Below are 17,124 nucleotides of genomic sequence, written 5' to 3' on the forward strand. Positions count from 1 at the left end.
TCATGCGGACCTTGTCGGGCATCCAGCCCACCGGAAATTTGCACCTGGGCAATTATCTGGGCGCGATCCGCAACTGGGTGCGCATGCAGGACGAGATGGAGGGCGAGAAGCTCTATTTCCTCGCCGATCTGCACGCGATCACCGTCCACAACGACCCCGCCGAGCTGACCGCGAACACGCGCGAAATGGCGGCGGCGCTGATGGCCGCCGGGATCGACCCGGCGAAAGCCATATTGTTCAACCAGGCGCGCGTCCCCGCCCATGCCGAGCTGGCGTGGCTGCTGTTCTGCACCGCACGGATCGGCTGGCTGAACCGGATGACGCAGTTCAAGGAAAAGTCGGGCAAGAACCGCGAGGGCGCGAGCGTGGGCCTCTACGCCTATCCAGTGCTCCAGGCGGCCGACGTGCTGCTGTACCAGACGACGCATGTCCCCGTCGGCGACGACCAGAAACAGCACCTCGAACTGGCGCGCGACATCGCAAGCAAGTTCAACCTCGATACCGCGACCGAAACCTTCACCCTGCCCGAGCCGACGATCCCGCCGGCGGCAGCGCGGATTATGAGCCTGCGCGACGGCAGCGCCAAAATGTCAAAGTCGGACCCGAGCGATGCGAGCCGGATCAACCTGGTCGACGACGCCGACACGATCATGGCGAAGATCCGCAAGGCAAAGACCGACGCCGAGCCGTTGCCGTCGGAGGCCGCAGGGCTCGAGGGGCGGCCCGAGGCGAGAAATCTCGTGTCGATCTACGCCGCCATGGCCGACGAAAGCGTCGATACCGTGCTGACGCGTTTCGCGGGCCAAGGCTTCGGGACGCTCAAGCCCGCGCTCGGCGAACTGCTGGTTGAGACGCTGCAGCCGATCGCGACGCGCTTTGCAGCGCTCAAGGCCGACACGTCGGCGATCGACGCGGCGCTCGAGGATGGCGCCGCGCGCGCCGCAGCACTGGCAAAACCGACACTCGACGCCGCCTATACGGCGCTCGGCCTGTGCCGTTAGGGTTTTGAGCGAACCGCCTGTTTGCTGGGTGTAATTCTTGTTTTCGCACGCCTGCTCCCCATATCGGGTAAGGAAGCAGCCGTGCGACGAAGCGAGTTCAACCAAGGTTAAGTCGTATCGGCATAGTCATGCTATAAGGAGCGGCGTTTGCGCGCGCCGACTCACGGAGCCAAGACGATGATGAACAAACGAGTTTTCCGGCAGCTGAGCCTTGCCGCGCTGACCGCCGCGACGCTGGCGATTTCCGGCTGCGCCACCCCCTTCAAAGCCGATGTCGCACGCTTCCAGACCCAGCTTCCCGCGCCGCAAGGGCAGAGCTTCGTCGTCGAAGCGGGCAATCCGCAGCTCGCCGGCGGCATCGAATTCGGCCAATATGCCAATCTGGTGGCGGGCGAGCTGACGCGGTTCGGCTATCGTCCTGCGGCGCCGGGCGAACGCGCCGACATGGTCGTGCGTATGGCCTATGACGTGGACAAGGGCCGCGAGCGTGTGCGCAGCACCGGTTTCGGCGATCCCTGGTACGGCGGCTATTATGGCCGCGGCTTTTACGGCCCGCCGGTGATCGTGCGCGGCCACGGCGGACGCCGCTTTGTCTATGGCTATCGCGACCCGTTCCTGTGGGGCGGGTTCGGGCCGGGCTTCGGCTATAATGATGTCGAAAGCTTCACCGTCTACACCAGCGGTCTCGACTTGCAGATCAGCCGCGCGTCGGACGGTTACCGCCTGTTCGAAGGGCGCGCCGAGGCGCAGTCGCGCGACAATAATCTTCAGACGATCGTCCCGAACCTGGTCGAAGCGATGTTCACCGGCTTTCCCGGCAATTCGGGTGAGAAGGTGCGGATCACGGTGGCGCCGCCCGAAAAGGGTTGAGCCTGCCATTCTCCGGTCAAACAAAAGGCCCGCCTTCCACCCGGACGGTGGGCCTTTTTGTTTGTGGGTGAAACCGGGGATAAGCCCGGGATAAGGCCTGTATGAATCCGGCGATCAGCCGTTGAGGCTGCGGCGGATCGCTGCGATTTCGGCGTCGAGTTCGCTGTCGCTGACGCGCAGCGCCTCGACCGTGCGCACCGCGTGGATCACCGTCGAATGATCGCGCCCGCCGAAGCGGCGGCCGATTTCGGGATAGGAGCGCGGGGTGAGTTCCTTCGCCAGATACATGGCGACCTGACGTGGGCGCGCGATGGCGCGAACGCGGCGCTTCGACGCCATCTCGCTCTTGTCGAGGCGGTAATGCGCGCAAACCGCGCGCTGGATCTCGTCGATCGTGATGCGCGGGCGGGCGCTGCGGACATTTTCGGCGAGCCGGTCCTCGGCCAGCGCGAGGTCCAGCCGGGCGCCGGTGAGCGCCGCATAGGCGAGCAATTTGTTGAGCGCGCCTTCGAGTTCACGAATGTTGCGGGTGAAGTGCTTGACCAGATAGGCGACGACGTCGTCGGGGACCTCGACCATCGGCATCGCGGCGAGCCGCTGGCGGATGATGCGGTCGCGCAGATCATCCTCGGGCGCCTCGATATCGGCGACGAGTCCACCCGACAGCCGCGACAGCAGCCGCGCCTCGACCCCGTCGAGCATCGCCGGCGGGCGGTCGGCGGTGACCACCAGGCGCTTGCCCGCAGTCATCAGGTCGTCGATCGTATGGAGCAATTCCTCCTGCGTCGAATTCTTGCCGATCACGAACTGCAAATCGTCGAGCAGCAGCAGGTCGGCGGCGCGCAGCCGCGCCTTGAACGCCATCATGTCGCCGCCGCGCATCGCGCCGACGAATTCGAGCATGAATTTTTCGGCCGACATCAGGATGATGGTCGCGGTCGGGTGTGCCGCAGCATAGTCCTGCGCGATCGCCTGGATCAAATGGGTCTTGCCCTGCCCCGTGCCCGAGCAGAGGTAGAGCGGGTTGAACTGCGGCGTCTCGACCATCGCCATGCGGCGCGCGGCGTTGGCCGCGAGGATGTTCGAGCGCGCGACGACGAAACGATCGAACGACAAGCGCGGGTCAAAGCCGGGCAGCGCCGGATTCGCAGCCGGAGCCGGCGTCTCGAAGGTCGGCAGCGGCGGCTGCGCGAGGATCGCGGCACGCTCGGCCCCCACACTGGCGCCGCGCACGGTGACGCCGCGCACCGTCGGAAGGTGCTGACGCCACGCGAGTTCGAGCCGGTCCCCGAAACGTTCGTTGATCCAGTTGGCCGAGAAGCGGCTCGCCGCCTCGAGCGTGACGACGCCCGACAGCGCGCAATATTCGGCAAAGCGCACCGGCTTCAACCAATGGTCGAAGGTACGCACGCCGAGGTCGCGGCGCAAGCCTTCGGCCACGCGCGGCCACAGCGTTGCGGCATCGCCGCTCATCGCCATTTGTCCGCCGCCTTGGCCATAGCTCTCCCCGCCTGAATTCACGCCTGCCCCCTCGCCTTGTTCGCCATCGCTCCGCCCCCCGGCAGCCACGCCGCCGCCGCGCACAAGGAAACGCAAATGCCCGTTCGAAGGACACAAGCCTCCATTCCGCGCGAGCAGCGAAGGAGAGCGAATCATGTGATGTGGCGGCCAGCGGCGAAGGCCGATGACATGTCCTGTCTAGGCAGGGGAGGCGGAGTCTATCAAGAGCGCCACGTGTAAAAATACTGAAATAAAAATCTTGACTCGTCAGGCACCCCGGATTCGCGCGAAGCCGGGTATTTCACCATGTTTTTCAACATCTTATATGTGACAATCGAGGTCGTGGGCAACGAATCGCGGTAAATCCGCGACTTACCGCGTTGCAACACTATTGCCATCGGCTTGTCACAAATGAGGCGGCTCGCGACCGTCCCGAAACGGACACAAAAAAGGACCCGCAGGCGGTCACCGGCGGGTCCTTTTTGATGCCTGGTTCGACGCGGGGTCGAATCAACCGCCCCTTCAGGCGATGGCGTTGACGCTCTTGGTCAGCCGCGAGAATTTGCGCGCGACGGTGTTCTTGTGGAGCACACCCTTGGCGACGCCGCGGGCCATTTCGGGCTGCGCGGCTTTCAGCGCGGTTGCAGCGGCATCCTTGTCGCCGGCGGCGACGGCGTTTTCCACCTTCTTGACCAGCGTGCGAATGCGCGAAACGCGATTCTTGTTCACGACGGTGCGCGCGGTGTTGCGGCGGATGCGCTTTTTTGCCTGGGGCGTATTGGCCATAAATTCCTCGGTTTTCAAACGGTCTAGTGTCGGTCGGAGCACAGCGTCACCGGAGCAGCCGAATCGCGCGAAACGTGCGAATCAATGTCCGGATACGGCCGGTTCCGGACAACCGGACCCTGCTCGAAGGGTGCGCCCATAGCCAGCAAGGCCGCTCCGGTCAATGGGTTTGCGGGAAATATCCCGCATCAACGCTGGCATTTGGGGCAATAGAAGGTCGAGCGACCCGACTGGACGATGCGGACGATCGTGCCGCCGCATTCGCAGACCTCATCCTCGCGGCCATAGACGCGCCAGTCCTTCGCGAAATAGCCGAGGTCGCCCTCAGGGCTGAGGAAGTCGCGCAGCGTCGAGCCGCCGGCGGCGATCGCGGCGGTCAGTACCTGCTTGATCGCGGGCACGAGCAGCGCGAGCTTCGCCTTCGACACGTCGGCGGCGGGCTTCGCGGGATGGATGCGCGCCATGTTGAGCGCCTCGCAGACATAGATGTTGCCGAGCCCCGCGACGACCGTCTGGTCGAGCAGCATCGCCTTGATCGGCGCGCGGCGCGCAGCAAGCGCCTTGGCGAGACAGGCGGTATCGAAGGCGTCGGACAATGGCTCGGGGCCGAGCGTCACAAAGGCCGGGAAAAGCACCAACGGATCGCCCGCAACGAGGTCGACCGAACCGAAGCGGCGCGGGTCGTGTAGGAACAGCCGATGCCCGGCCCCGGTTTGTAGCAGCAGATGGTCGTGCTTGCCCGCGTCGCCGCCCTCGGTCCGCCAGCGCCCCGACATGCCGAGATGGAAGATCATATGGTCGTCGCGGTCGGTCGAGACGATCCCATATTTGGCGCGGCGCGACAGGCTGGTGACCGTCGCACCGGTCAGCCGTTGCGCGAGATCGGCGGGAAAAGCGCGGCGCAGGTCGGGGCGGAAGGTGATGACCGAGGCCAACCTCTGCCCTTCGAGGAAGGGGGCAAGGCCGCGGACGGTAGTTTCGACTTCGGGAAGTTCGGGCATATCGCGGGCTGGGCTACGCGCCATTTGCCTGCGCGGCAAGGCCCCGCTAAAGGCCGGTTCGACTTCGTTTCTCCCCGCAAAGGCGCATCCATCATGGCCACTCCCGATACCGTCAGCTTCGGCTATGAACAGGTCCCTGCGGGCGACAAGACCGCGATGGTCGGCGAGGTGTTCAGCCGCGTCGCGCGCAAATATGACATTATGAACGACGCGATGTCGGGCGGCATGCACCGCCTCTGGAAAGATCGCTTCGTGCGCCGCGTAAAGCCGCGCGATGGCGAGACGATCCTCGACATGGCGGGCGGCACCGGCGACATCGCGTTCCGCATGGAGCCGTCGGGGGCGAGCATCACCGTCGCCGATATCAACCCCGACATGCTGGGCGTCGGCGTCGAACGCGCCGCCGAGCGCGGCATCGACACCCTCGTCTGGTCCGAGCAGAACGCCGAGAAACTGAGCTTTCCCGACCAGTTTTTCGACGCCTATACGATCGCCTTCGGCATCCGCAACGTCACCGACATCCCGGCGGCGCTCAAGGAAGCGCACCGCGTGCTGCGCTATAGCGGGCGCTTCTTCTGCCTCGAATTTTCGACCAACGAATGGCCGGGTTTCGCGCAGGCCTATGACGCCTATTCGCACCACCTCGTCCCCAAGCTGGGCAAGCTGATCGCCGACGACGAGGACAGCTATCGCTATTTGATCGAATCGATCCGCCGCTTCCCGCCGATGCCGGCCTTTGCGCAAATGATCCGCGAGGCGGGCTTCACATCGGTGAAGGTCGAGCCGATCATGGGCGGCCTCGTCGCGATCCATAGCGGGTGGAAAGCTTGACCCGTCCCGCCACGCATATCCTCCGCCTGTTGAAATGGGGTCGCGTCCTCGCGCGCCACGGCGCGCTGCGCGGGATCGAGAGCGCACCGACGACGCCGATCGGGGTCAAGCGGCTATGCCGCATCGCGCGATTCGGGACCGTCCAGCCCAAGACCCCCGACTATGCCGCCGCCTTCCAGGCGATCGGTCCGGCCGCCGTCAAACTCGGCCAGACACTCGCAACGCGCCCCGACATCGTCGGCGAGGAGGCCGCACGCAATTTGCTGACCCTGCAGGACGCGCTGGCGCCGGTGCCGTTCGAGCGCATCCGCCAGGAAATCGAATTGGCCTTCGAGGCGCCGCTCGAAACGCTTTATATCGAATTCGATCCGGTACCCGTCGGTTCGGCATCGATTGCGCAGGTCCACCGCGCGGTAACGACCGACGGCCGCAAGGTCGCGGTCAAGGTCCGCCGCCCGGGCATCGACAAGCAATTCGCGCGCGATATCGATACCTATGAATGGGCAGCCGCCCAGCTCGAAGCGCTGGGCGGCGAAGCGACGCGCCTCCGCCCGCGCGAGGTCATCGCCAATTTTCGTCGCTGGACGTTGCGCGAACTCGACCTGCGGCGCGAAGCGGCGTCGGCGTCGGAGCTCGCCGATGCGATGGTCGGCGTGCCGACTTATGAGGTGCCGGCGATCGACTGGGACCGGACGACCAGCCGGGTGATGACGCTCGACTGGATCGACGGCATCAAGATTTCGCACCGCGATGCGCTGATCGCCGCCGGACATGACATGGAGGCGCTGTCGGCGAACCTCGTCAACGCCTTCCTGCGCCAGGCGATCGCCGAGGGTTTTTTCCACGCCGACATGCATCAGGGCAATTTGTTCGTGAAGGCCGATGGCACGATCGCGGCAGTCGATTTCGGCATCATGGGGCGGATCAACCGGCAGGCGCGCTATTGGCTCGCCGAAATCCTCTATGGCCTGACCACGGGCAATTACCGCCGCGTTGCCGAAATCCATTTCGAAGCGCAGTACGTCCCCGATTATCACAATGTCGAGGAGTTCGCGACGGCGCTGCGCGCGGTCGGCGAACCGATGCGCGGCAAGCCGGTGAGCGATCTCAGCGTCGGTCAGATGCTCGACGGACTGTTCGCGATCACCCGCGATTTCGATATGCAGACGCAACCGCACCTGCTTCTCCTCCAGAAGACGATGGTGATGGTCGAAGGCGTCGCGACCATGCTCAACCCCAAGATCAACATGTGGGACGTATCGGGACCGTTCGTGCAGGAATGGATCCGCGACGAACTGGGCCCCGAGGCGGCGCTGGCCGACGGCATCCGCGAACAAGGCAAGACGCTGGCGTTGATCCCCGACATCATCCGGCGGCTCGACGCCCAATTGCCCAGAAAGGGTGCCGCACCGCCCGCGCCGCCGCTGCCCGATATTCCGCTGATTGTCGGTAATGGGAAACGATCGACCTGGTGGCGCTATGCGCTGGCGACGCTGGTCGGCGCCGCCGCCGGTGCGGGCATCCTCAACTGGCTTGGCTGAGTCGCACCACGCGAGCGTTCGCATCGCTTGGTTACCGATCATTTACCCTAATTATCTAGAGCCGATCCTCGACCACCCCCCGGACCCGTTTTCCGGAAAAATCGAGGTTTCATGCGCCACGACATCATTACCGCCGACCCGATTCTGGCCGTCGACACGCTCCCGCTCGAAGTCGCGGTCGTCGTTCCGACGCTGAACGAGGCCGCCAATGTCGAAAAGCTGATCGAGAAACTGTCGACCGTCCTCGCCGGGCGCGGGTGGGAAGTGGTGTTCGTCGATGACAATTCGGCCGACGGGACGAGCGACCTTGTGCGCCGCATCGGCCGCACCGCACGCCATGTCCGCATCGTGCAGCGCGTCGGGCGGCGCGGGCTGTCCTCAGCGGTAATCGAGGGCATGCTGGCAACCGCCGCGCCGATGATCGCCGTCATGGACGGCGACCTTCAGCATAGCGAGGACGCGCTGCCGCGCCTGATCGACGCGGTCCGGGCAGGCGACGCCGATATCGCCGTCGGCACGCGCTATGTCGCGGGCGGCGGCGTCGGCGACTGGGACCAGGGCCGCGTCCGCATGAGCCGGCTCGCGACCCGCGCCGGACAAATCGCGCTCGGCACCGACGTCAGCGACCCGATGAGCGGCTTCTTCGCGCTGCGCCGCGAAGCGTTCGAGCGCGCGCTGCCGCGCCTGTCGGGCATCGGATTCAAGATCTTGATCGACATTCTCGCCTCGTCGCCGACCGCGTTGCGCGTTGCCGAAGTGCCGTACCAGTTCCGCACCCGCGAGGCGGGCGAAAGCAAGATCGGGCTGCGCGTCATCGCCGAATATGCCGAACTGATCGCCGACAAGACGATCGGACGCTTCGTGCCCGTGCGACTGCTCAAATTCCTGATGGTCGGCGGGCTCGGGGTGTTCGTCCACCTCGCCATCCTCGGCGCGCTCCTCGGCCTGGGTAACGCCTTCATGGCGGCGCAGACCGGTGCGGTGATGACCGCCATCGCCTTCAACTTCTTCCTCAACAACAGCTTCACTTACGCCGACCGCAAGCTCAAGGGCTGGGCGATGGTCGGCGGGCTTGCGAGCTTCTATGCGATCTCGGCGCTCGGTGCGGTCGCCAATATCGGTATCGGGACCTGGATGGCGGGGCATGACGAACGCTGGTGGGTCGCCGGGGTCGCCGGGGTGCTGGTCGGCGCGATCTGGAATTTCGCGATGTCATCGGCGTTGACGTGGCGCAAATGATGCCCGCCACAGCCACGACAAGCTGGAACCGCTTTACCGGCCTGCCGCGTCCATGGGCCGCAGCGGTGCTGGCCCTGCTCGCGGCCTTGATGCTGTTCGGCGTGACCAGCGGCGCGGGGAAAGAGCGGATCGAGGCCGCCAAACCGGACGCCATGCGCTCGGAGGGCATGATCGGCGATCACGCGCTCTATGCGCGCATCCTGCACCGGGTCGAGGCAGGCGAGCCCTATTATGCGGCGGCCGCCGCCGAGCATCGCGCCAACCATTATCCGCTGCGCCCCTTTATGACGGTGCGGCTGCCGACGCTCGCCTGGATTCTCAGCATCACGGGGCTTCAAGGCGGGGTCGTGCTGATGGTCCTGCTCGGATTCGTGACGGTGCTCGTCTGGCGGCGACGGCTGATGTGCGAGACCGAGCTGCCGCGCTACACGCGCTTCGCCGCGCTGCTGGTCGCGGCGAACCTGTCGCAGGTCGCGCTGGCGCAATGGGTGCTGATGCACGAGGTCGTGACTGGCGTTCTGATCGCGCTCGCGCTCGCGCTGTACCGGCCCGAGCGTCCCTGGGCGGCAATGGCGGTGGTCGCGGTGGGTCTGGCGATCCGCGAGACGATGCTGCCTGTAGCGATGCTGTTCGGGTTGTTCGCGCTGGTCGATCGCGACTGGCGCGCGGCCGGGGCATGGATGGCGCTCGGCCTCGCCTTTCTGGCGGCGATCGCAGCCCATGCGGCGGCGCTCGCCGCAGTGACCACCCCCGCCGACCTCGCCAGCCCCGGCTGGCACGGCATGGGCGGCTGGCCCGCTTATCTCTCCTTCATCCACACCACCTCGGCGATCCGCTTCCTGCCCGGATGGATCAGCGCGCTGCTGGTGCCGCTGGCGCTGCTCGGCTGGGCCGCGTGGCGGTCGCGGCTCGCGCTGGCCGTGCTCGGGGTCCAGCTCGGCTATGCGTTGTTGCTCATGCTGTTCGCGCGGTCGAACAATTTCTATTGGGGTCTGCTCGTTGTACCAACGCTTTACGCCGGGCTGATCTTCGCGCCCGCGGCCCTGGCGGCGCTGGTCCGTTCGATCCGGCAATCAAGGCTTTCCGCGCCGCCTGCCATGACCTAGTACCGCGCCCGGGGTCGCTTGAACTGGCGCGCCGATGGACATATCTGGGGGACATGGAAAAAACGATGGCGGCTCGCCGCATCCTGCTGATCATCGGCGGCGGCATTGCCGCCTATAAAGCGATCGAGCTGGTCCGCCTGCTGCGCAAGAGCGGGCATATCGTGCGCTGTGTGCTGACGCGCGCGGGCGAACAATTTGTGACGCCGCTGACGCTCGCGGCGCTCAGCGAGAACAGAGTTTATACCAGCCTGTTCGACCTGAAGGACGAGGTCGAGATGGGGCATATCCAGCTGAGCCGTGAGGCCGATCTGGTCGTCGTCGCTCCCGCCACCGCCGATTTGATGGCGAAGATGGCGAACGGCATCGCCGACGACCTCGCCACCACTTTGCTGCTCGCGACCGACAAGCCGGTGCTCGCGGCACCCGCGATGAATGTCCGCATGTGGCTGCACGCGGCAACACAGCGCAACGTCGCGACTTTGCGCGGCGACGGCGTGACGGTCATGGCGCCCGACGAGGGCGAGATGGCGTGCGGCGAATATGGGCCGGGACGGCTGCCCGAACCGGCGGCCATCAAGGCCGCGATCGACAAGGCCCTCACCGCACCCGCCATCCTATCGGGCCAGCCCGATTTCGCGCCCGCAAACCATCGCCCGCTGCACGGACGCCGTATCCTGATCACCGCAGGGCCGACGCACGAGCCGATCGACCCGGTGCGCTATATCGCCAACCGGTCGAGCGGGAAGCAAGGCTTCGCGATCGCCGCCGCCGCCGTCGAAGCTGGCGCCGAGGTGCTGCTGGTCGCAGGGCCGGTGCCGCTGCCGACCCCGCCCGGCGTGGTCCGCGTCGATGTCGAGACCGCGCGCGAAATGGCGACCGAGGTCGAGGCCGGGCTGCCGGTCGATGCCGCGATCATGGTCGCGGCGGTCGCCGACTGGCGTGCCGCCGATACGTCGTCACAGAAGATCAAGAAGGACAGCAGCGGCCAGGTGCCGCCGCTCGCGCTCGCCGAGAATCCCGACATATTGGCGAGCGTCGCCAAGAGCGCACAGCGCCCGCCTTTGCTCGTCGGGTTCGCCGCCGAGACCAATGATGTGCTGACGCATGCGCAGGCCAAGCTCGACCGCAAGGGGTGCGACTGGATCGTCGCCAATGATGTCGCCGCCGACCCGATGGGAGGCGAAACGAATCAGGTGCATATCGTTAGCAAAAACGGCGTACACAGTTGGGACCGGCTTCCCAAGGAGGTCGTTGCCCGCAAATTGATGGAAAAGATCGCCGATGAACTCGATGCGCGTATCCCCTCTCAATCCGATTGAAATCGCGATCCAGCGCCTGCCCAATGGCGGCGGCCTGCCTTTGCCCGCCTATGCGAGCGATGGCGCGGCCGGAATGGACGTCGTCGCGGCCGAATCGCTGACAATCCGGCCGGGAACGCGCCATGCGGTGGCCACCGGCTTCGCGATGGCGATCCCCGCCGGTTACGAGGTGCAGGTGCGGCCGCGGTCGGGTCTGGCGCTGAAGCATGGCATCACCTGCCTCAACACCCCAGGGACGATCGACAGCGATTATCGCGGCGAGGTGAAGGTGATCCTCGCCAACCTTGGCGACGAGCCATTCGAGATCAGGCGCGGCGACCGCATCGCGCAGCTGGTGCCCGCGCCGGTCCAGCGGGCGAGCTTTGCAGAGGTCGAAGCACTGGATGACACCGCGCGCGGCGCGGGCGGGTTCGGATCGACGGGGGTGACGAGTGACAGCGACGCCGAAGACGAGCCGATCGACGACAGCATCCCCGACAATGTCGGATCGCTGTCGGGAATCAAGCTGCGGCGGCCGGGGGAGTAATTGCTCTCCGACACCGAACTCGACCGCTATGCCCGCCAGATCATCCTGCCGCAGTTCGGCGGGGCGGGGCAGGCGAAGCTGAAGGCGGCGCATGTCGCAGTCATCGGCGCGGGCGGGATCGGCTGTCCGGCGATCACCTATCTGGCGGCGGCGGGGGTCGGCACGCTGACGATCATCGATCATGATATCGTCGAGCTGTCGAATTTGCAGCGGCAGCCGTTGTTCACCGATGGCGACATCGGCGCGCATAAGTCCGAGGTTGCGGCAGCATCGGCGCGGCGGATCAACCAGCATATCGAGACGCTCGCGGTGGTCGAGAAGCTCGATCGCGGCAATGCCGAAGCCTTGTTGGCAGGCGCGAGCCTGATCCTCGATGGCTGCGACAATTTCGACACGCGGCTCGCGGTCAATCGCGCAGCGGTGGCGCTGCATACCCCCCTGCTATCCGCCGCGATAGGGGCGTTCGAGGGGCAGGTCGCGCTTTACGAGGGGTGGCGCGAGACCCGCCCATGCTACCAGTGCCTCGTCGGTGCCGACCCCGACCGCGAGGGGATCAATTGCTCTGAGACCGGGGTGATGGGCGCGCTTGCAGGCATGGTCGGGACGATGGCAGCTCTGGAGGCGGTGCGTGCGCTGACCGGCTGGGGGGCGAGCCTGGCCGGGCGGCTGGCCATACTCGACATGCTCGACCGGCGCTGGCGCGAGGTCGGCATCGCGAAGGATCCGGGGTGTCCGACATGTCAGGGCTGAGCATCATCGTCGCGGGCGCCGAAGGGGCACGGTTCTATGCCGCGCTCGAAACCGCGATGACCGCCGCCGCGCTCGGGTCACCCGCGCGGATCTTCCTGCAAGGCGAGGCGGTCGCGTTGCTGCGCAAGCCGGTATCGGTCCCCGGCGAAGCCGCGCGCAAGGCGGCGGGACTGCCCGAACTGGCGTGGATGATCGACGAAGCCACAGCGATGGAGGTCGGCCTGTTCGCCTGCCAGTCGGGGATGGCGCTGGTCGGGCTGACGTCCGACGCGATGGTGCCGCACGTCAAGGCGGCCGGGCTGGTCAGTTTTTTGAGCGAGCTCGGGAATAGCGACCGCTTGCTCGTCTATTAGGGATTCTCGCACACCTTGATATCTTCGGGCGCCGGCCTTTTCCCCTCGGGAACGAAGCGCGCGAGATAGCCGCCGGCGTGCTGCTTGTCGTCGTAGGAGACAAGCTTGTAGCCCACCGCCTCGAACTCGCAGACGAGCAGGCGAAAGGGCGTGCCATGGTCGGCGATCGGACGGTCGCCGTCGACCACGAGCACCTGTCCTCCCTTGCGTAGCGCCGGGCGCAGCCGCCACAGGAAGGCGTATGGCTCGCCGATTTCGTGGTACATATGGACCATGAAAACACGGTCGAAACTGGCGGCGGGAAGCCGCGGATCGTCGACCGCGCCGAGCTTGATCGAGACATTGTCGAGCCGCTCGCGCGCGACGCGGTCCGCAAGGCGCTCAATCACCTCGGGCATGATGTCCTGCGCCAGCACGCGTCCCCCGGCGCCGACGCGTGTCGCCAGACGGACGGTGTAATAGCCATCGCCCGCACCAATGTCGGCGACGGTCATGCCGGGGCGGACGTCGGCCGAGTCCATGACGTCTTCGGCCTCGTTCAGCCGGTCACGCGCCTCCTCGGTCGACCATTTGGTCGAGACCGTGGGCGCGACGGGGCGGTCGGCGGGCGGAAAGTCGCGCGCGCTTTCAGCGCGGTCGCTCTCGTCATTCCATGGCGCGTCGCAACCAGCGAGCAACGGCAGCACCGCGAACGCCGCGAGGAAACCCGCGCGGAACATCAATCGATGTCCTCGACCTCGACCTTTTCGCCGGTCACCTTTTGCGACAGCGCGGCCGCCATGAAAGGATCGAGCGCACCGTCGAGCACATCGGACGGCGCCGTCGAGGTCACACCCGTGCGCAGATCCTTCACCAGCTGATAGGGCTGGAGGACATAGGAGCGGATCTGGTGGCCCCAGCCGATTTCGGTCTTCGCCTGATATTCACCCGATGCCGCCGCCTCGCGCTTCTGCAGTTCAGCCTCATACATGCGCGCCTTCAGCATCCCCATCGCGGTCGCGCGATTCTTGTGCTGCGAGCGGTCGTTCTGCGACGCGACGACGATGCCGGTCGGAATGTGGGTGATGCGCACCGCCGAATCGGTGGTGTTGACGTGCTGGCCACCCGCGCCCGAGGCGCGATACGTATCGATCTTGAGGTCGCCTTCGTTGATCTCGATATCGATATTATCATCGATCACCGGATAGACCCACACGCTCGAGAAGCTGGTATGGCGGCGCGCCGAGCTGTCATAGGGCGAGATACGAACGAGGCGGTGGACGCCGCTCTCGGTCTTCGAATAGCCATAGGCATTCTCGCCCTTGACCAGCATCGTCGCCGATTTGATGCCCGCCTGTTCACCTGCCTGATATTCGACCAGTTCGACCTTGAAGCGGCGCTTCTCCGCCCAGCGGCTGTACATGCGCTGGAGCATTTCGGCCCAGTCCTGGCTCTCGGTTCCGCCGGCGCCGGCATGGACTTCGATATAGCAGTCGTTGGCGTCGGCCTCGCCGGCCAACAAAGCCTTGATCTTGTCCTCCTCAGCGCGCGCGGCGAGCGTTGCGAGCGATGCCACAGCGTCGTCGACCATCGCCTCGTCGCCTTCCATTTCGGCGAGCTCGATCAGTTCGGCGGTGTCGGCGCATTCGGTTTCGATCGCGCGCGTCGCGGTGATCGCCTCGTCGAGGCGGCGACGCTCGCGCATCACCTCCTGCGCGGCGCGCGGGTCGTTCCACAAGGTCGGGTCCTCGACCTTGGCGTTCAGCTCGTCGAGCCGCCGCACCGCGCGGTCCCAGTCGAGGAAACGGCGCAGCAGCGCCAGCGCGGCACCGATCTTGTCGATATGATCCTGCGCTTCGGCGCGCATCTGTGTTGCTCCTGAATAAAGTCGATCAGCCCTTAGAGCCTGTCCGGCCCAAGGGAAAGATAGCCCGGCGTGTCAGATGATACCGCCGCGATCTTCCAAAAAGTCGCTGTCGCTGCGACTGCCCTTGCCTTCGCTCACCGGCGCGTCCTGGCGCTTGGCGGCTTTGGCGGGTTTGATCTCTTCCTCGCGGATCGTCCGGCGCGGTTCGCTTTCGGGCTTAAACGCTTCCCAGATGATCGACGCCTTGGGATCGGTTCCCGGCCAACTGCCATAGACGCGGCGGCCCGACTGGCGATCGATGCGCACCATGCGGATGCCCTTGGGCGCCGCAAAGGGGATCGGCTGGCGATCGTCGAGCGCGACAAGCGCGAAATCCTTGAAGATCGGCGCCGCGAGGCTGCCGCCCTGGGCATAGCCGCCCATGTTCCGCGGCTGGTCGTAACCGATATAGACGCCCGCGATGACGTCGGGCGAACCGCCGACGAACCAGACATCCTTGGGTCCCGAGGTCGTGCCGGTCTTGCCGAACAGCGGCACGCCAAGGTCGCGCAGCCGCACCGCAGTGCCGCGCTGGACGACGCCTTCGAGCATATGGACGACCTGATAGGCCGTCAGCGGGTCCATCAGTTGCTTGCCCGACTTGGCGAAGCGCGGCATCGGGCGGCCGTCCCAATCCTTTTTGTTACAGCCCTCACACGCCTTCCACTTGGCGGGGAAAATCACCTTGCCGCGGCGGTCCTGGACATAGTCGATGACGCGCGGCTTCAATTCGCGGCCATGGTTGGCGAGCATGGCATAGGCATTGGTGATCTTTTCGACCGTCGTCGACCCGGCGCCGAGCGCGGTGGAGAGATAGGGTTCATGTTTGCCGATACCCATCGTCTGGATCGTCTCGACAATCGGTTCCATGCCGACCTGGCTCGCGGTGCGCACCGTCATCAGGTTGCGCGACTGTTCGAGGCCCCAGCGCATCGTATGCTCGCCCGACCCGCCGCCGCCGCCGAAGTTGCGGAAGCATTTGTTGCCGAAACGCGCGCCCTGATAGACGCAGAAGCTGCCGTCGACGATCATCGTCGCGGGGGTCATGCCATTATCGAGCGCGGTCGCATAGACGAAGGGCTTGATCGTCGAACCCGGCTGGCGTTCGGCCTGGGTCGCGCGGTTGAAGGGCGAAAGCTTGACGTCGAAACCGCCCTGCATCGCATAGATGCGGCCCGAATGCGGGCTTTCGACGATCATGCCGCCCGACACTTCGGGAATATTGCGCAAGGCATAGACGCCGCCGCTGCCCTTGACCGCGATCAGATCGCCGGGGCGCATTGCCGAAAAGGCGCTGCCGCCGGTCTTACGATAGGCCAGGCCGGCGGCGCCCGCCGGCAGCGTGCCCGTGCTGCCGTCGGCGAAACCGATGCGCGCGGCGGCGGCGCTTTTCGACAGCACGGCGGCGATGCGCCAGCCGTCGTAATCGATGCCGATGAAGCTCGACGCAAGGCGGCTCTGCCACTGGTCGTCGGCCTCAATCGTCGCGATCGGCCCGGACCAGCCCTTGCCCGCGTCATAGCGGATCAGGCCCTTGCGCAACGCGCTGGTCGTCGCGCCCTGCATCTTGCCGTCATAGGCGGTGCGCACCCACAGGCCGCCGGCATAGACACTGTGCGGCCCGTCCTCGGCAGTCTCACCGAATTCGGCCATCAGCTGGCGCCGGACCTCTTCCATATAATAGCCGCCGACCTGCGCGATCGCACGGTTGCCGCTTTCCGAAAGGCCGAGCGGCATCGCCCGCGCGGCATCGCGCTGCTCGGCGGTGATCCATTCGTTGCGATACATTTCGCCGAGCACGAAGTTGCGCCGCGCCAGCCCCTCGGCGGCGAAGCGCGCCCGGCCGTATTTTTCGGGCGCCTTGGGCAAGATGGCGAGAAACGCCATTTCATGGAGCGCGAGCTGGTCGACATCCTTGTCGAAATAGGCCCGCGCTGCAGCCTGCACGCCGAAGCTGCGGCGGCCGAGCGGAATCTCGTTGAGATAGAGTTCGAGAATCTGTTCCTTGGTCAGAGCGCCCTCGATGCGGCGGGCGAGGATCAGTTCGCGAATCTTGCGGCGATAGCTGAGTTCGTTGGTGAGCAGCAGGTTCTTGGCGACCTGCTGGGTGATCGTCGACGCGCCGACCGGACGGCCGCTGTTGGTCATGTTGGTAACGATCGCGGTCGCGATGCCCGGATAGTCGATGCCACCATGACTGAAGAAGGTGCGATCCTCGGCGGCGAGGAAGGCGCGCACGAGCAATTGCGGATATTCGCTATAGTCGAGCTGGACGCGGCGCTCGCGCGCGTAGCTGTGGACGGGCTTGCCCTCGGCATCGCGGACCATCGTCGGCAGCGGCGGTTCATAGTCGCGCAATTGTTCGACCGACGGCAGGTCGCGCGCGAAAATTAGCCAGATGAGGAAGAGGCCGAGC

General features: G+C 65.7%; 15 protein-coding genes and 1 pseudogene. 10 read left to right on the forward strand and 6 right to left on the reverse strand.

The features are described from left to right. Positions 1-2 precede the first annotated feature (2 nt). Together trpS and ACREB7_RS11155 are read left to right on the forward strand one after the other, a co-directional pair. The gene (gene trpS, locus ACREB7_RS11150) at positions 3-1,001 is read left to right on the forward strand and encodes a tryptophan--tRNA ligase (protein ID WP_431592346.1); all 999 of its coding nucleotides are present in this window, start codon (positions 3-5) and stop codon (positions 999-1,001) included. A 180-nt stretch (positions 1,002-1,181) separates the two neighbouring features. Further along, a complete protein-coding gene (locus tag ACREB7_RS11155) occupies positions 1,182-1,871 on the forward strand; it encodes a DUF4136 domain-containing protein (protein WP_431592357.1) in 690 nt (229 codons plus the stop codon). A gap of 114 nt (positions 1,872-1,985) precedes the next feature. Here ACREB7_RS11155 and dnaA read toward each other — a convergent pair whose 3' ends face one another. The 3 genes from dnaA to mutM all read right to left on the reverse strand — a co-directional run bounded on the left by dnaA (position 1,986) and on the right by mutM (position 5,158). Then, positions 1,986-3,344, reverse strand: coding sequence for a chromosomal replication initiator protein DnaA (gene dnaA, locus ACREB7_RS11160; RefSeq protein ID WP_431592358.1), 1,359 nt, complete (start codon positions 3,342-3,344; stop codon positions 1,986-1,988). A 549-nt stretch (positions 3,345-3,893) separates the two neighbouring features. Beyond that, positions 3,894-4,157, reverse strand: a complete 264-nt coding sequence (rpsT, locus tag ACREB7_RS11165) for a 30S ribosomal protein S20 (protein WP_037514171.1) — start codon at positions 4,155-4,157, stop codon at positions 3,894-3,896. A gap of 188 nt (positions 4,158-4,345) precedes the next feature. Then, the gene (gene mutM / locus ACREB7_RS11170) at positions 4,346-5,158 is read right to left on the reverse strand and encodes a bifunctional DNA-formamidopyrimidine glycosylase/DNA-(apurinic or apyrimidinic site) lyase (RefSeq protein WP_431592347.1); all 813 of its coding nucleotides are present in this window, start codon (positions 5,156-5,158) and stop codon (positions 4,346-4,348) included. A 93-nt stretch (positions 5,159-5,251) separates the two neighbouring features. On the opposite strand from mutM, the gene ACREB7_RS11175 reads away from it, so the two are divergent. The 8 genes and pseudogenes from ACREB7_RS11175 to ACREB7_RS11210 all read left to right on the forward strand — a co-directional run bounded on the left by ACREB7_RS11175 (position 5,252) and on the right by ACREB7_RS11210 (position 12,823). Next, positions 5,252-5,989: a class I SAM-dependent methyltransferase gene (locus ACREB7_RS11175; protein ID WP_431592348.1), complete on the forward strand. Its 738-nt coding sequence runs from the start codon at positions 5,252-5,254 to the stop codon at positions 5,987-5,989. Next, positions 5,986-7,530: a 2-polyprenylphenol 6-hydroxylase gene (ubiB, locus tag ACREB7_RS11180; protein WP_431592349.1), complete on the forward strand. Its 1,545-nt coding sequence runs from the start codon at positions 5,986-5,988 to the stop codon at positions 7,528-7,530. The genes ACREB7_RS11175 and ubiB overlap by 4 nt, the downstream gene beginning before the upstream one ends. A 111-nt stretch (positions 7,531-7,641) precedes the next feature. Beyond that, on the forward strand, positions 7,642-8,769 hold the full coding sequence (locus ACREB7_RS11185) for a glycosyltransferase (RefSeq protein WP_431592350.1): 1,128 nt from the start codon (positions 7,642-7,644) through the stop codon (positions 8,767-8,769). Next, on the forward strand, positions 8,769-9,875 hold the full coding sequence (locus tag ACREB7_RS11190) for a hypothetical protein (protein WP_431592351.1): 1,107 nt from the start codon (positions 8,769-8,771) through the stop codon (positions 9,873-9,875). Before ACREB7_RS11185 ends, ACREB7_RS11190 begins: the two co-directional genes overlap by 1 nt. 65 nt (positions 9,876-9,940) lie before the next feature. After that, positions 9,941-11,194: a bifunctional phosphopantothenoylcysteine decarboxylase/phosphopantothenate--cysteine ligase CoaBC gene (gene coaBC, locus ACREB7_RS11195; protein WP_431592352.1), complete on the forward strand. Its 1,254-nt coding sequence runs from the start codon at positions 9,941-9,943 to the stop codon at positions 11,192-11,194. Beyond that, positions 11,166-11,618 (forward strand): annotated as a pseudogene (gene dut, locus ACREB7_RS11200) (dUTP diphosphatase); the annotation flags it as partial. The gene coaBC and the pseudogene dut, both read left to right, overlap by 29 nt. 102 nt (positions 11,619-11,720) lie before the next feature. After that, complete coding sequence (locus tag ACREB7_RS11205) at positions 11,721-12,470, forward strand: HesA/MoeB/ThiF family protein (protein WP_431592353.1); 750 nt, start codon at positions 11,721-11,723, stop codon at positions 12,468-12,470. After that, positions 12,458-12,823 (forward strand): DsrE/DsrF/DrsH-like family protein, encoded by a 366-nt coding sequence (locus ACREB7_RS11210; protein ID WP_431592359.1) that lies wholly within the window; start codon positions 12,458-12,460, stop codon positions 12,821-12,823. The genes ACREB7_RS11205 and ACREB7_RS11210 overlap by 13 nt, the downstream gene beginning before the upstream one ends. Here the strand turns inward: ACREB7_RS11210 and ACREB7_RS11215 are convergent. The 3 genes from ACREB7_RS11215 to ACREB7_RS11225 form a co-directional block, all read right to left on the reverse strand. Then, positions 12,820-13,542 carry a class I SAM-dependent methyltransferase gene (locus tag ACREB7_RS11215; protein ID WP_431592354.1) on the reverse strand — a complete coding sequence of 241 codons (723 nt, stop codon included), beginning with the start codon at positions 13,540-13,542 and terminating at the stop codon, positions 12,820-12,822. The genes ACREB7_RS11210 and ACREB7_RS11215 overlap by 4 nt on opposite strands. Continuing rightward, positions 13,542-14,669 carry a peptide chain release factor 2 gene (prfB, locus tag ACREB7_RS11220; protein WP_431592355.1) on the reverse strand — a complete coding sequence of 376 codons (1,128 nt, stop codon included), beginning with the start codon at positions 14,667-14,669 and terminating at the stop codon, positions 13,542-13,544. Before prfB ends, ACREB7_RS11215 begins: the two co-directional genes overlap by 1 nt. Positions 14,670-14,741: 72 nt before the next feature. Further along, on the reverse strand, positions 14,742-17,124 hold a 2,383-nt coding region (locus ACREB7_RS11225), incomplete at its 5' end, for a penicillin-binding protein 1A (RefSeq protein WP_431592356.1).

Source organism: Sphingopyxis sp., from assembly GCF_050725615.1.
Taxonomy (GTDB): Bacteria; Pseudomonadota; Alphaproteobacteria; order Sphingomonadales; family Sphingomonadaceae; genus Sphingopyxis.

Bases quoted from the DNA above. Each gene is read 5' to 3' on its own strand.
- rpsT (WP_037514171.1), bottom strand. From the start codon at position 4,157: ATGGCCAATACGCCCCAGGCAAAAAAGCGCATCCGCCGCAACACCGCG.
- ACREB7_RS11155 (WP_431592357.1), top strand. From the start codon at position 1,182: ATGAACAAACGAGTTTTCCGGCAGCTGAGCCTTGCCGCGCTGACCGCC.
- dnaA (WP_431592358.1), bottom strand. From the start codon at position 3,344: ATGAGCGGCGATGCCGCAACGCTGTGGCCGCGCGTGGCCGAAGGCTTG.
- ACREB7_RS11215 (WP_431592354.1), bottom strand. From the start codon at position 13,542: ATGTTCCGCGCGGGTTTCCTCGCGGCGTTCGCGGTGCTGCCGTTGCTC.
- ACREB7_RS11210 (WP_431592359.1), top strand. From the start codon at position 12,458: ATGTCAGGGCTGAGCATCATCGTCGCGGGCGCCGAAGGGGCACGGTTC.
- mutM (WP_431592347.1), bottom strand. From the start codon at position 5,158: ATGCCCGAACTTCCCGAAGTCGAAACTACCGTCCGCGGCCTTGCCCCC.
- ACREB7_RS11185 (WP_431592350.1), top strand. From the start codon at position 7,642: ATGCGCCACGACATCATTACCGCCGACCCGATTCTGGCCGTCGACACG.
- trpS (WP_431592346.1), top strand. From the start codon at position 3: ATGCGGACCTTGTCGGGCATCCAGCCCACCGGAAATTTGCACCTGGGC.
- prfB (WP_431592355.1), bottom strand. From the start codon at position 14,669: ATGCGCGCCGAAGCGCAGGATCATATCGACAAGATCGGTGCCGCGCTG.
- ACREB7_RS11190 (WP_431592351.1), top strand. From the start codon at position 8,769: ATGCCCGCCACAGCCACGACAAGCTGGAACCGCTTTACCGGCCTGCCG.
- ACREB7_RS11175 (WP_431592348.1), top strand. From the start codon at position 5,252: ATGGCCACTCCCGATACCGTCAGCTTCGGCTATGAACAGGTCCCTGCG.
- coaBC (WP_431592352.1), top strand. From the start codon at position 9,941: ATGGCGGCTCGCCGCATCCTGCTGATCATCGGCGGCGGCATTGCCGCC.